Source organism: Hamadaea flava (assembly GCF_024172085.1).
GTDB lineage: Bacteria > Actinomycetota > Actinomycetes > Mycobacteriales > Micromonosporaceae > Hamadaea > Hamadaea flava.
This window is the reverse complement of record NZ_JAMZDZ010000001.1, coordinates 7,136,309-7,149,431: the sequence shown is the minus strand read 5'-3', so window position 1 is coordinate 7,149,431 and position 13,123 is coordinate 7,136,309. Positions and strand designations below refer to the sequence as shown.

The following is a 13,123-nucleotide window of genomic DNA, read 5'->3' as shown; positions in this document are numbered from 1 at the left end:
GCCTGAAAGGAGGCATGGATGCGATTCGTCCTGCGCAAACTGGGGTTCTACGCGATCGCGGCCTGGGCGGCGGTCACCCTCAACTTCTTCATCCCCCGGCTGATCAAGGGCAACCCGGTCGACCTGTTCCTGTCCCGGGTGCAGGCCACCTCACCGCCGCCGCCGGAGTACCGCCGCGCACTGGAGCTCCAGTTCGGGGTGACCGACGACCCGCTGTGGGTGCAGTACTTCGGCTACCTGAAGAACCTCGCGCACGGCAACTTCGGCCTGTCGATCGCGAACTATCCGGTGCCGGTGAGCACGGTCATCGCGCAGTCGCTGCCGTGGACGCTGGTCCTGGTCGGCGTCAGCCTGACCATCACCGTCGCCCTGGGCGTCGGGCTCGGCGCGCTCGCCGGCTGGAAGCGCGGCACCTGGATCGACGGCCTGATCCCGTCGACCACCTTCCTCGCCGCCATCCCGTACTTCTGGCTGGCGCTCATCCTGCTCTTCCTGCTCGGCTCCACGCTCGGCTGGTTCCCGCTGAACTTCGGCTACGACGTCGCCACCTTCGCCGGACCGGAGGCGAGCGGGGCCTTCCTGAGCAGCGCGATCTATCACGGGACGCTGCCCGCGTTGACCATCGTGCTGTCCGGCGTCGCGGGCTGGATGCTCGGCATGCGCAACATGATGGTCTCCACCATGGCCGAGGACTACGTGGTCATGGCCGAGGCCAAGGGCCTGTCGCCGCGCCGGGTGATGCTCTCCTACGCCGCCCGCAACGCCGTCCTGCCGAGCGTCGCCGGGTTCGCCATCTCGCTCGGCTTCGTCGTCAGCGGCCAGATCGCCACCGAGATCGTCTTCAACTACCCCGGCATCGGCTTCGCCCTCATCCAGGCGGTCAACAGCGCCGACTACCCGCTGATGCAGGGCATCTTCCTGATCATCTCGCTCGCCGTGCTCGGGGCGAATCTGCTGGTCGACCTGCTCTACGGCGTCATCGACCCGCGTACGCGACAGGAGGCCCGCGCGTGACCGCTGTGCTCGCCACTCCCACCGCGCCGGTGACCGACGTTCCGCGTACGCGTCGCCGACCGTCCGGCAAACTGCTGGCGGGACTGGGCATCGCCGCAGCCTTCGTGCTGCTGTCCGTCCTCGGTCCCCTGCTCACCGGCGACCCCGAAGGACTGAGCTACGACCAGCTCCAAGCGCCGTCGGGCGCGCACTGGCTCGGCACCACCAACACCGGGCAGGACGTGCTCGCCCAGCTGATGTCGGCCACCCGCGGCTCACTGACGATCGGCGTACTGGTCGGGGTGTTCGCCACTGCCTTCTCGCTGATCGTCGGCGTCGTCGGCGGCTACCTGGGCGGCTGGCTCGACGAGTCGTTCTCCCTGCTCAGCAACGTCTTCCTGGTGCTGCCCGGGCTGCCGCTGGTCATCCTGATCACCGACTACACCGAGACCAAGGGCCTGCTGATGATCGCGGCGATCATCAGCGTCACCGCCTGGGCCGGACCGGCTCGCGTCCTGCGGGCGCAGACGCTGTCGTTGCGCAACCGGGACTACGTCGACGCCGCCCGGGTCGCCGGGGAGCCCGGCTGGCGCATCGTCGCCTTCGAGATCCTGCCCAACCTCGCCCCCATCGTGGCCGCCCAGTTCGTCTTCGCGGTGCTCGGCGGCGTACTCGTCGAGGTCGGGCTCGCCTTCCTCGGCCTGGCCGGCGGGGCCTCCGGCTCCTGGGGCGGGATGCTCTACTACGCGCTCTCCGCCTCGGCGCTGCCCCGGGGCGCCTGGTGGTGGTTCGTGCCGCCCGGCCTGTTCTGCGCGCTGCTCGGCACCGGGCTGTCTCTGATCAACTTCGCCATCGACGAGCGGGTCAACCCGCGGCTGCGCAAGGAGGCCCGATGAGCGACGTCGTGCTCAGCGTGAAGGATCTGACCGTCGACTATGGACGGCACACTCCGGTCCGGGCGGTCCGCCAGGTCAGCTTCGACCTCGCCCGCGGCGAAGTGCTCGGCATCGCCGGGGAGAGCGGCTGCGGCAAGTCCACATTGGCGTACGCGATCACCCGGCTGCTGCGTCCGCCCGCCCGGCTGACCGGCGGCTCGGTCACCTTCACCGGACCCGGTGAGGATCCCGTCGACGTCCTGGGGCTGGCGGGCGACGCCTTGCGTGCCTTCCGCTGGCGGCGCATCGCGATGGTGTTCCAGTCGGCGATGAACTCGCTGAACCCCGTGGTGACGGTACGCAAACAGCTCGCCGACGTCTTCGCGGCCCATGAACCCGACCTGCCCCGCAAGGCGGTCGAGGAGCGCTGCGAAGAACTCCTCGACCTCGTCGGCATCGACCGGGCACGGCTTTCGGCGTACCCGCATGAACTTTCGGGCGGGATGCGGCAGCGCGTGACCATCGCGATGGCACTGGCTCTGCGACCGGATGTGATCGTCATGGACGAGCCCACGACGGCGCTGGACGTGGTCGTGCAGCGCGACATCTTGGATGAGATCGATCGCCTGCGCGAGCTGTTCGGCTTCGCGGTCGTCTTCATCACCCACGATCTGTCGCTGTTGCTGGAGATCAGCGACCGGCTGGCCGTCATGTACGCGGGCCGGTTCGTGGAGACCGGGACGTCGCGGGAGATCCTCGACAATCCGCACCACCCTTACACCCAGGGCCTGTTGCGGTCGTTCCCGAGCCTGCGCGGCGATCGCGAAGCGCTGCGCGGCATCCCCGGTACGCCGCCCGACCTGGCCCGGCTCACGGGCGGCTGCCCGTTCGCCCCGCGCTGCCCGCACGCCTTCGAGCCCTGCTCCACCGAGCCGGCGCTGCTGGACGGTGTGGCGTGCCACTTCGTAGACGAGAGGGTGACGGCGTGACCAGCCTGGAAGTCCAGAACGTGAGCAAGGTCTTCACCGTGCGCGATCATGGCAGACGCGCTCGGCTCACGGCCGTGGACGACGTCTCCTTCGCCTTGCGTTCCGGCGAGACCGTCGCGCTAGTCGGGGAGAGCGGCAGCGGCAAGTCGACCATCGCGCGGATGCTGGCCCGGCTCACCCGGCCGACCTCCGGCCGCATCCTGCTCGACGGGCAGCCGCCGGGGCCGAAACGCGCCTATCGCGGGCAGGTGCAGATGGTGTTCCAGGACCCGTTCGCCTCCCTGAACCCGGCCCACTCCATCGGCTACCACCTGCGCCGGCCGCTGCTCCTGCACGGGCGTGCCCACCGAGGCACCGCCGCCGAGGGCGCGGTCGACCTGCTACGCCGCGTCAACCTGACCCCACCGGACCAGGTCGCCCACCGCTACCCGCACGAGCTGTCGGGCGGCCAGCGGCAGCGGGTCGCCATCGCCCGCGCGCTCGCCCCCGGGCCGCGCATCCTGCTCGCCGACGAGCCGGTCTCGATGCTCGACGTGTCGATCCGGCTGGAGATCCTGCACCTGATCGACGAGCTGAAACGTGAGGAGGACCTGGCCGTCCTCTACGTCACGCACGACCTCGCCACCGCGCGCTACTTCGCGACGTCGATCATGGTCATGTACCGGGGCCAGATCGTCGAGAGCGGGCCGAGCGACGACGTCATCCTGCGTCCCGCCCACCCCTACACCCAGCTGCTCGCGGCGGCCGCGCCCGACCCGTCGACCGTGCGGCCGGCCCGGGAATCCCTGGTCGTACGCGGCGGCAAACCGCCCGCGACCGGCTGCCTGTTCCGCAACCGGTGCCCGCACGCCATGCCGCAGTGCTCGGAATCGGTGCCGACCTTCGGCGTCGCCGGGTCGGAGTCGCACTCCGCTCGGTGCTGGCTCCTCGCCCCTTCGTAACGCCGCGGGTCTCCCGACCACGGGCGGTGGGTTTCCGGCGGATCAGGGTTATGCCTGCGATCTTGGGCCAAGATTCCAGACATAACCCTGATCTGGCGCCTATCGCGGCGGGAATTACGCGCGGCGGCGGTCCTATTTGTGGCGGAAGTGCACGAAGATGCGGCCGAAGTTCTTGGAGTCCTTCTCCACCCGGTGGTAGAGCGCCTTGATCTCCTTCTGGTCGAGGAAGCGCAGGACCTTCTTCTTGAGCTGGCCAGAACCCTTCCCCGGGATGATCTCCACCAGGGTGGCCTTCTTCGCGATCGCCTCGCGCACGATGCCGTTGAGCGCGCGATCGATTTCGCCGCCCTTGTTAAAGATGTCGTGCAGGTCCAATACGAGCTTCATCGTCCGCCAGCTTAGTCCGTCCCGCCTGTGGACGACGGGCTGGTGAATCTTGCGCAGACGCGGCAGCATGTACGCGTGCCGCAGCCGACCCACCTCCCCGACGTCTGGGCGCAGGCCCGTGCCCTGCGCGACCGAGGCGACCTCGCTTCGGCCCGCATGCTGCTGGAGGACAGCCTCGACAGCGCGACCTTCCAGTACGGCGAGGACCATCCGGACATTCTCGCCACGGCGCTGCTGCTGGCGACGCTGCATCGGCGGGCCGGCGACCCCTCCACGGCGCGGCGCGTACTGGAGGAGGCGTTGCAGGCCGGTCTGCTCCGGCTCGACGAGTCCGAGCCGGTGCTGCTGCGAATCAGTTTCGAACTGGCGAACGTGGCCGACGCGCTCGGCAACAAGCACGAGGCGCGCAAGCACTACGCACGGGTGGCGACGCACGGCGGAGGCGTCGAAGGACTCGAGGACCAGGTACGCGAGGCGATCGCCTGGCTCGGCCCGCAGAGCCCGCCGGCCCCGGCGCACCCCGCGTACGCCCAGCCCGGCATGAGCCAGCCTGTCGTCGGTCCGCCCATGCTCGGCCAACCTATGCCGGGGCAGCCCCTGCCCGGCCAGCCCGGCGGTGGGCAGCATGGTGTTGGGCAGCATGGTGTTGGGCAGCATGGTGTTGGGCAGCCCGGCGGTGGGCAGCCCGGCGGTGGGCAGCCTGGCGGTGGGCAGCCGGTGCCGGGGCAGCCGGTGCCGGGGCAGCCGTACAGCCCGGCGCCGGGTGTGCTGGCCGTGCCGCCGACGGCCAACCCGGGCCAGGCGGGGCAGCCCGTTCACCCCGGACAGCCGGGCCAGGCCGCGTACCCGGGCCCGGATGTGCACCCCGGACAGCCGGGCCAGCCCGCTCACTCGGGACAGCTGGGTCAGGCCGTCCACTCCGGACAGCCGGGGCAGCCGGTTCACCCCGGCCAGCCGGGGTTGCCGCAGCGCGCGCCGCAGGACCGCCCGACGATGGCCGATCAGGCGCCGAGCGCCGCGTTGGTGGAGCGGACCGACATGCTGCCCGTGCCGGTGCAGCACGCTCCCCTGCCGTCCCTGAGCGGCCCCGTACGCTACGCGCAGAACCCGGTCGACGAGTCGGCCGACCTCCAGCCGATCGCGCCGCCACCGATCCCGGTGGCCCAGCCGTCGCAGGTCTTCACCGCCGCTCCGTCGGTCATCGTGGAGAAACGCGGCCGGGGCGCGATGGCGGCGGCGGTCGCGGCCGCGCTGGTCGCCGTGGTGGCCGCGGGCGTCGTCGTGGTCCTGATGCTCAGCCGGGGCACTACGCCGTCCGGCACCGGGCCGCAGACCACCGAGTCGCAGCAGTCGACGGGTGCGCCGCGCGGTGCGGCCACCAACCTGACGATCAGCGACCGGGGCGATTCCATCACGTTGCGCTGGACCGATCCGGCGGGGGGTTCGGCTGGGTTCGCCGTGAAGATGGGCGCCAGCCGCGACGCGATGAAGCTCGTGACCGGCAACCTCGGGGCGAAGCCCACGTTCACGATCACTGGACTCAATGCCAAGTTCTCCTATTGTTTCAGCGTCGTGACGATTTACTCGGGCGCGGAGATCTATGAATCGACGCCCGTATGCACGACGCGAGGCAGCGCGAAGCCCAGCTGAGCATCGGTTTCGCCGCTCGGGATGAGCACTCGGTCAGTCCGGACGACATTGTCCACAGACGGACAACCGCGCCTTTTCGATGTCGGCGCGGGGACCTATGATGACGACCGGCTTCAGCGAGGAACGCCATACGAGCGCGCCGGCCGAGCCGGCTCGCGAAGGGGGAGGGCGAACCATGGTGGATCTGTCACCCGGCGCCATCGGACGCCGTGCCCGCACCAAGGGTGGCATCGTCACGATCGCGACGGTGCTGGCCCTGGTCGCGGGGGTGGCGTTGACGTGGTTCGGGCTGGGGGCGAAAGACCACGCCGCGGCGAACTACGACTCGAGCTCCTGGCTGTGGAGTTCGCTCAAGGGCGAGATGGCCCGGGTCAACGGCGTCACCGGACGGGTCGACACCCGGATGGGCGTGCCGAACTCGGCCGGTCACACCATGCAGGTCAGCCAGACCGACCGCTTCCTCGTGCTGCGTGACGTCAACACCGGCAAGCTCGACGCCTTCGACCTCGCCACTCTGCAGTCGTCCGGCACTGCCGGCAGCACGTCCGGTCTCGGGGTGACGGTGGCGCTCAACGGCGACGCCGCGTTCCTGATCGACCCGGCGCAGGGCGTGGTCCGCCAGATCGATCCGCGGACGCTGGCCGGGGTCGGCGAGCCCATCCACTTCCCGCCGGGCATCACCGGCGGCACCTTCGACGGCAAGGGCCGACTCTGGATCGCGATCCCCGAGGAGGGGACGATCGCCGCGATCGAGCCGACCGGGCCGGCTCCCACGGCGGGCGGCACCGGCGGCGGCGCCTCGCCGACGACCGTGAAGACCGTGACCGTGGCCGACCGCAGCCACGACCTCGTCGTTTCCACTCTGGACAGCGGCGTGGCGGTGCTCGACCGCACCAACGGCAAACTGACCACGGTCATCGACGAGCAGCAGCGCCAGGTCGGCCTCGACCTGCAGGGCACCGGCGCGCTGCCGACCCGGACCAACGGCCCCGACGTGCCCGTCACCGTGGTCGACGGCAAGCACGTCTTCGTCGTCGCCGGGGAGAAGGTCACCGACTTCACCGTGCCGGGCGCCGGCGCGAAGCTCAAGCCGGCGGTCGCCTGGTCGGGCCGGTTCTACGTCGCCGACGAGACCAACGGCGCGATCTACGTCCTCGACCGCGACGGCAAGCTGCTGGACACGATCGCCTTCAAGGAGGCCAACGGGCCGATCGACCTGGAGGTCCGGGAGAACCGGCTGTTCATCAACGCGCCCAACGCCGCGTCGGCGCGGGTGGTCGACGACAACGGCGACGTGAAGGTCGTCGACAAGTTCGTCAACGACGTCCTCGGCGGCGAGCCGCCGAAACTGCCGCCGCCTCCGCCGCCCACCCCGCCGGTCGGCAAGCCGGGCGCGGTCAAGAACCTCAAGGCGGTCGCGGGCAACACGCAGGCCCGGGTCACCTGGAGCCGGGCGTCGGAGAACGGCTCGCCGATCCTCAAGTACATCGTGGAGGGCAACGGCCAGACCTTCCAGGTGGGCGCGGACCAGCGGTCGCTGGTGATCACCGGGCTGGTCAACGGCCAGAAGTACAGCTTCACGGTGTGGGCGGTCAACGCCAAGGGCACCGGGCCCAAGCGGACGAGCAACACGGTCACGCCGAGCTTCGAGGTCCCTGACCCGCCGCTGACCGTCAAGGCGGTCGAGAAGCCGGACGGCACCGTGGCGGTGACCTGGGACAAGGCCAACGGTCAGGGGCACAACGTCGCGCGCTACGAGGTGACCGCGGTGTCCAACGGCGTCAACGCGCCGATCGGCACCTCCACCACGAACGCCCTGACCGTCAAGGCCGGCGACCTCGAATACGGCACCCAGTACACGTTCAGCGTGATCACCGTCAACGACATCGGGGTCGCGTCGAAGGCGTCGGTCGTCAGCAACACGGTCGTCCCGTTCGCCAAGCCGGCCGCCGTGAAGAGCCTTGCCGCCACGACCGTCACCAGCGCCAAGGGCACCATCAAGGTGAGCTGGACGCCGGGTTCGGACAACGGCCGCCCGATCACCGAGTACCAGGTGACCGTGAACGGCACGACGAAGTCCACGACCGGGCTGAGCCTCACCTGGAACGGGCTTGCCGACGGCGCGACCGTCCAGGTCTCCGTGGTGGCGGTCAACGAGGCCGGGAGCGGTCCGGCCGCGAAGGACACGGCCAAGACGCTGGCCGCGCCGGTGCGCAGCGCCGAGAGCGCCAGCACCACGTACTCGGCGGTGGCGATCGCCGCGACGTTCACCGGCGACGCCGTCACCTGCAAGCTGACGATCGCCGGGCAGTCGTCGGTCACCGACACCTCCTGCGCCAACGGCAGCAAGCTCAGCGTCGGCGTGAACCGGGCGGACAAGGCGTACTCGTGGACGCTGGTGGTCAGCAACGCGGCCGGCTCCTACACCGCCTCCGGCACCGCCCGGACGACCAAGCTGTCCGCCACGTCGCAGTGCAACGGCTGTTCCGAGGGCGTCTACGAGTACAAGGACAACGGCGACGGCTACCTCGAGCAGACCAACGGCTGCTGTGCCAACGGCGTCTACCATCGGGACGGTCAGTCGATCAACCCGATCTGCCGGGGCTCGGGCGTGAGCATCAACGCCGCCGGGGAGAACAACAACCGGCGCAGCACCGGTTGGGTCATGGTCAACGACCCGTACTACATCCCGCTCGCGTACACCGACATCTCCGACGGAGAGTTCGGCAATCTACCAGCCTGTTGACCTAGCCCCGACCACGACGACACACGAGGGATGACGTGAACCAGCCCCAGCCGCCGCTGACCCCCGCGCAGGTCACCGCGTTCGCCGACCTGGCCGCCCGGCTCACCGGAGCCGTCGGAACGGTCGTCCTCGGCAAGCCCGAGGTGGTGCGGCTGGGGCTGATCTGCCTGTTCGCGCAGGGGCACGTCCTGCTGGAGGACGTGCCCGGCGTGGGCAAGACGACGCTGGCCCGCGCCATGGCCAGCGCCGTGCAGGGGCAGTGGCGGCGGGTGCAGTTCACGCCGGACCTGCTGCCCTCCGACGTCACCGGCGTCACGATCTTCAACCAGGCGTCGCGTGGATTCGAGTTCCACCCGGGCCCGATCTTCGCCAACATCGTGATCGCCGACGAGATCAACCGCGCCTCGCCGAAGACGCAGTCGGCGCTGCTGGAGGTGATGGAGGAGCGCACGGTCACCGTCGACGGCGTACGCCACGCGGTGCCGCGCCCGTTCCTCGTGGTCGCCACGCAGAACCCCGTCGAGATGGACGGCACCTACCGACTGCCTGAGGCGCAGCTCGACCGGTTCCTGATGAAGCTGTCCGTCGGCTATCCGAGCGAGCTGGTCGAGATCGAGGTTCTGCGCGGGGCCAACATCCGCTCGCCCGAGGCCATCGAACCGATCTGCTCCACCGACACGGTCGCCGAGGCGATCCGGCTGGCCCAGCGTGTGCACACCGCCGACCCGCTCTACGCGTACGCGGTGCGCCTGGCCGCCGCGACCCGCGACCACAAGCATGTCCGGGTCGGGGTCAGCCCTCGTGGCGTGATCGCGTTGACGCGAGCGGCGGCGGCGTACGCCTTGACCGAGGGCCGCGGCTTCGTTCTGCCGGAGGACTTCAAGGCTCTGGTGGAGCCGGTGTTCGCGCACCGCATCCTGCTCACCCCGGACGCGCAGCTGCGCGGGGTGACCGCCGCCGAGGTGCTGCAGGACGCGATCGAGTCGGTGCCGGTGCCGTTGCCCGGTCAGGCTGACTCGCGGTCCCGATGAGGTTCGCGGCTCGCCTGCCGATCACGCCGCGTGGCCTCGGCCTGGGCGTCGGCGGGGTGCTGCTGGCGTTGGCCGGGATCCGATTCGGCTATCCCGAGCTGGTGGTGGTCGGCGCGACCGCGCTCGTCGCGATCGGCTGCGCGCTCACCTACGGCGTGTGGCGGCCTCGGCTGGAGGTGGACCGTTCGGTCGACCCCGACCGGGTCGGCCGCGGCGAGGGCAGCCATGTCGTCCTGACGGTCCGCAATTCCAGTCGGCTGCTCGCGGCGAGCCTGGTCGCCGAGGATTCCTGCGGTCGCCTGGGTGCGGATGGGCAGACGGTCCACGACAAGGTCGCGGTCGCCGTGCCGGTGCTGCGGCTGCGCGCCGGGGCGACCATGGACGTCGGCTATCCGGTGCCGACCGGGCGGCGGGGCGTGATTCAGGTCGGCCCGCTGCGGGTGACCCGGCGTGACCCGCTGGGTCTGCTCTCGCTGGGTCGCGACCACGGCGGTTCCGCCTCGATCTGGGTGCATCCGCGCATCCATCCGCTGCAGGCGGTCCCGGCCGGCGTCAGCCGCAGCATGGACGGCCGCATCGACCGGGTTCCGCACGGCAGCATCACGTTCGACACGCTGCGCGAATACGTGATGGGCGACGAGTTGCGGCACGTGCACTGGCGGACCAGCGCCAAGGTCGGCGAGCTGATGGTGCGCGAGCACCTCGACACGAGCCTGCCCCGGATCGTCGTGCTGCTGGACGACCGGGCCGAATCGTGGACCGCGCCGGCCGAGCCGGACGGCGAGATCGCCGCGTTCGAAGGGGCCTGCGAGGCGGCCGCGTCGGTCATCGCGGCCGCGGTCCGCGAGGACCTGCCCGTCGTGTTGCACACCGTCGGCGGGCGGGCCGTCGCCGGGCACCGGGGCAGCGCGCAACCGCAGCTCGACGCCCTCGCGGAGGTCGCACCATCGGCTACCGCCGATGAGTCAGACACTGTGGACAGTCGGCTCGCCAACGCGGCCAATCGACTGCGCCAGCATCGGCCCGGTGACACGCTCGTCTACCTCACGGGCATCGGCGGAGTGGCGGATCTCGGGCTGGTCGGAGCATTGCGCGGCGCCTTCGCCACCGTCGTTACTGGGATTCTCGGCCCGATCGGACCCGACGAGCCGCAACCAGGTGGTGCGGGGATGCTGTTCCTACGCGCCGAGGACGGCGTCGAGTTCGCCGCCGAGTGGGAGGGGGTCGGCCGATGGTGAGGCTGGTCCGCGCGCTCGGCGTACCGGTGTTGCTGGCGGCGATGATCGTGCTGGCCGGATGGACGCTTGGCGGCATCTACGACGGTCCGCTGCTGTTCCAGCTCGTCGCCGGAGCCGGCGTGGCCAGTGTGCTGCTCGCCGTGACGGTGCGGCGGCTGCCGTCCTACACCGACGCTCCCCTGTCGGTGCTCGGGCTGCTGGCGTACCTGGCGCTGGCGGTGTGGCTGTCGGCGAAGCAGGCCGAGGTCCCCGGCAGCCTGCCCGAGGTCGCCGCCGACGCCGTGGCCAACGGCGTACCCCGGCTGCTGACCGCGCTCGTGCCGATCGAACCGCAGCCCGACACCGTGGTCATCCCCGTCATCGCCGCCTGGCTGGCCGGGCTCACCTCGGCCGAACTCGCCGGACGGGCCCGGCGCACGCTGCTGAGCCTGCTCCCGCCGACGCTGCTCTACGGCGGAGCGCTGTTCCTCGTCGGGCCGCATCGCGGCGGGCTGAGCACCGGCCTGATCTTCGGCGGGCTGGCGATCGCCGCCCTGGCCCTCACCGGCACCAGCGCCGCGCGGGCCGCCGCGCCTGATCCGGTGCGGACCGACCGCATCGACTCCGTCACCCGGCGCGCGTTGCAGGTCCGGGCCGCAGTCGCCGCGTTGGCCGGAGTCACCGTGATCGTCGCTGTCGCCGCCCTGCTGGGACCGGGGCTGGCCGGGGTGGTCGACAAAGCGCCGGTCGACCCCCGCGCGTACGTGACGCCGCCGCAACTCGACGCGCTCGACCAGAACCCGCTGATCCGGCTCTCCGGCTGGGCGGTGAACCCGACCGAGCACCTGCTCGACACGAACCTCAGCGCCGACAGCGCCATCCGGCTCGCGGTGCTCCCCGACTACGACGGCGTGACCTGGCACGTCTCCGGCGAGTACCGGCCCGCCGCGCGTACGCTGCCGTCGCCGCCCGCCCCACCGGCCGCGGCCGCCGGGGCGGAGCAGACCCTCGTCAAGGACGCCACGGTCACCCAGGAGATCACCGTGGTCGGCCTCGCCGGCAAGCTGCTGCCCGCGGTCGCCAGCGCGCGCCGCGTCGACGGCCTGCGGGTCAGCGTCGACGTCGAAAGCGGCACGCTCATGCTGCCCACCGGTCTCACGCCAGGCATGTCGTACGCCGTGACGTCGGTGCAGGCGCAGCCGGACGAGAACACGCTGCCCACCGCGGACGTGCCGACCGGACCGGAGGTCAGCCGCTACCTGACCGTCGGCAGCGGCACCCTGCCGGAGCGGATGCAGCAGCTCGTCCAGCGGCTGTCCGCCGACAACTCCGCGGCGTACTCCCGCGCGTCGGCGATCGAGCAGTTCCTGGCCGACCACTACCGCCTCGACGGCGGGGCGCCGAGCGGGCATGCCCTGCCCAACCTCGACTACTTCCTGTTCGGCGACAAGACCGGCTACGGCGGCGGGAAGGGGACCGCCGAGCAGTTCGCCGCGGCGTACGCCGTCCTCGCCCGGATGATGGGCCTGCCCGCCCGGGTGGTCGTCGGGTTCCACGCGAAGAAGGGCGCCTCGAAGGTGCTCGCCTCCGACGCGTACGCCTGGCCGGAGGTCCTGTTCGCGGGCGTCGGCTGGGTGGCGTTCGATCCACTGCCCCGCCCGGGTCAGCAGCCTGAACCGCTGGAGGAGCAGTTCAAGCCGAAGCCGGAGCCGTCCACCGAGCCGCCGTCGCAGGAGCCGCTGCCGACCGAGTCGGTCTCCGCCTCGGCCGCCGCCCCGTCCGGTTCGGGTGGCTCGGCTGCCGCCGCCGGTTCGGTGCTGCCGATGGTCGGAGCGGGTGCGGGTGGCCTGTTCGTCCTGGTGCTGGTCGGTCTGGTGCTCGCGTTGCTGATCGCCCGCCGTGCCCTGCGACGCCGGCGGCTCGACGAGGGCAGCCCGGCCGACCGGGTGGCCGGGGCCTGGCTCGAGGTCTCCGACGCGCTACGCCTGGCCGGTCAGGGCAGTCCCCGGCACCTGACCGCGGCCGAGGTCGTGACCTTCGCCGGGGAGGCGGCGGCCCCACCGGGCCGCAAACACGTCCGGTTGCCGGCGCCCCGGCTCGACGACCTGGCCTGGTTGGTCAACGCGGCCGAGTTCAGCGCGGGCCGGCTCGCCGAGGACGACGCGCACCGGGCTCGGGCGAGCGCGACGGCATATGTCGGCGAGCTTCGCTCCCGCCGCTCGTGGTGGCGGCGTCTCATCTGGTCCATTCATCCGGGGCCACTTCGGTGGCACCGGCGAGGATAAGGCAGACTC

10 protein-coding genes are annotated in these 13,123 nt (G+C 71.1%); 9 read left to right on the top strand and 1 reads right to left on the bottom strand.

Annotated elements, in window-relative coordinates; genetic code table 11:
- Positions 1-18: 18 nt before the first annotated feature.
- From HDA40_RS33570 to HDA40_RS33555, 4 genes are read left to right on the top strand one after another with little or no spacing between them, the layout of a single operon-like run.
- Positions 19-1,014 carry an ABC transporter permease gene (locus HDA40_RS33570; RefSeq protein ID WP_253761800.1) on the top strand — a complete coding sequence of 332 codons (996 nt, stop codon included), beginning with the start codon at positions 19-21 and terminating at the stop codon, positions 1,012-1,014.
- Positions 1,011-1,889 carry an ABC transporter permease gene (locus HDA40_RS33565; RefSeq protein WP_253761799.1) on the top strand — a complete coding sequence of 293 codons (879 nt, stop codon included), beginning with the start codon at positions 1,011-1,013 and terminating at the stop codon, positions 1,887-1,889. The genes HDA40_RS33570 and HDA40_RS33565 overlap by 4 nt, the downstream gene beginning before the upstream one ends.
- A complete protein-coding gene (locus HDA40_RS33560; protein ID WP_253761798.1) occupies positions 1,886-2,857 on the top strand; it encodes an ABC transporter ATP-binding protein in 972 nt (323 codons plus the stop codon). The genes HDA40_RS33565 and HDA40_RS33560 overlap by 4 nt, the downstream gene beginning before the upstream one ends.
- Positions 2,854-3,798 carry an ABC transporter ATP-binding protein gene (locus HDA40_RS33555; protein WP_253761797.1) on the top strand — a complete coding sequence of 315 codons (945 nt, stop codon included), beginning with the start codon at positions 2,854-2,856 and terminating at the stop codon, positions 3,796-3,798. The genes HDA40_RS33560 and HDA40_RS33555 overlap by 4 nt, the downstream gene beginning before the upstream one ends.
- Before the next feature lie 132 nt (positions 3,799-3,930).
- On the opposite strand, the gene HDA40_RS33550 is transcribed toward HDA40_RS33555, so the two are convergent.
- Complete coding sequence (locus HDA40_RS33550; RefSeq protein WP_253763911.1) at positions 3,931-4,185, bottom strand: Smr/MutS family protein; 255 nt, start codon at positions 4,183-4,185, stop codon at positions 3,931-3,933.
- A gap of 75 nt (positions 4,186-4,260) precedes the next feature.
- On the opposite strand from HDA40_RS33550, the gene HDA40_RS41790 reads away from it, so the two are divergent.
- The 5 genes from HDA40_RS41790 to HDA40_RS33525 all read left to right on the top strand — a co-directional run bounded on the left by HDA40_RS41790 (position 4,261) and on the right by HDA40_RS33525 (position 13,114).
- Positions 4,261-5,835, top strand: a complete 1,575-nt coding sequence (locus HDA40_RS41790) for a tetratricopeptide repeat protein (RefSeq protein ID WP_308197797.1) — start codon at positions 4,261-4,263, stop codon at positions 5,833-5,835.
- Between the two features lie 175 nt (positions 5,836-6,010).
- Positions 6,011-8,581 carry a fibronectin type III domain-containing protein gene (locus tag HDA40_RS33540; protein WP_253761796.1) on the top strand — a complete coding sequence of 857 codons (2,571 nt, stop codon included), beginning with the start codon at positions 6,011-6,013 and terminating at the stop codon, positions 8,579-8,581.
- A 35-nt stretch (positions 8,582-8,616) separates the two neighbouring features.
- Positions 8,617-9,612, top strand: coding sequence for an AAA family ATPase (locus HDA40_RS33535; protein WP_253761795.1), 996 nt, complete (start codon positions 8,617-8,619; stop codon positions 9,610-9,612).
- Positions 9,613-9,626: 14 nt separating this feature from the next.
- Positions 9,627-10,850, top strand: coding sequence for a DUF58 domain-containing protein (locus HDA40_RS33530; RefSeq protein ID WP_253763910.1), 1,224 nt, complete (start codon positions 9,627-9,629; stop codon positions 10,848-10,850).
- Positions 10,844-13,114, top strand: a complete 2,271-nt coding sequence (locus HDA40_RS33525) for a transglutaminase TgpA family protein (RefSeq protein WP_253761794.1) — start codon at positions 10,844-10,846, stop codon at positions 13,112-13,114. The genes HDA40_RS33530 and HDA40_RS33525 overlap by 7 nt, the downstream gene beginning before the upstream one ends.
- Positions 13,115-13,123 lie beyond the last annotated feature (9 nt).

Bases quoted from the DNA above. Each gene is read 5' to 3' on its own strand.
- HDA40_RS33560 (WP_253761798.1), top strand. From the start codon at position 1,886: ATGAGCGACGTCGTGCTCAGCGTGAAGGATCTGACCGTCGACTATGGA.
- HDA40_RS33570 (WP_253761800.1), top strand. From the start codon at position 19: ATGCGATTCGTCCTGCGCAAACTGGGGTTCTACGCGATCGCGGCCTGG.
- HDA40_RS33550 (WP_253763911.1), bottom strand. From the start codon at position 4,185: ATGAAGCTCGTATTGGACCTGCACGACATCTTTAACAAGGGCGGCGAA.
- HDA40_RS33540 (WP_253761796.1), top strand. From the start codon at position 6,011: ATGGTGGATCTGTCACCCGGCGCCATCGGACGCCGTGCCCGCACCAAG.
- HDA40_RS33525 (WP_253761794.1), top strand. From the start codon at position 10,844: ATGGTGAGGCTGGTCCGCGCGCTCGGCGTACCGGTGTTGCTGGCGGCG.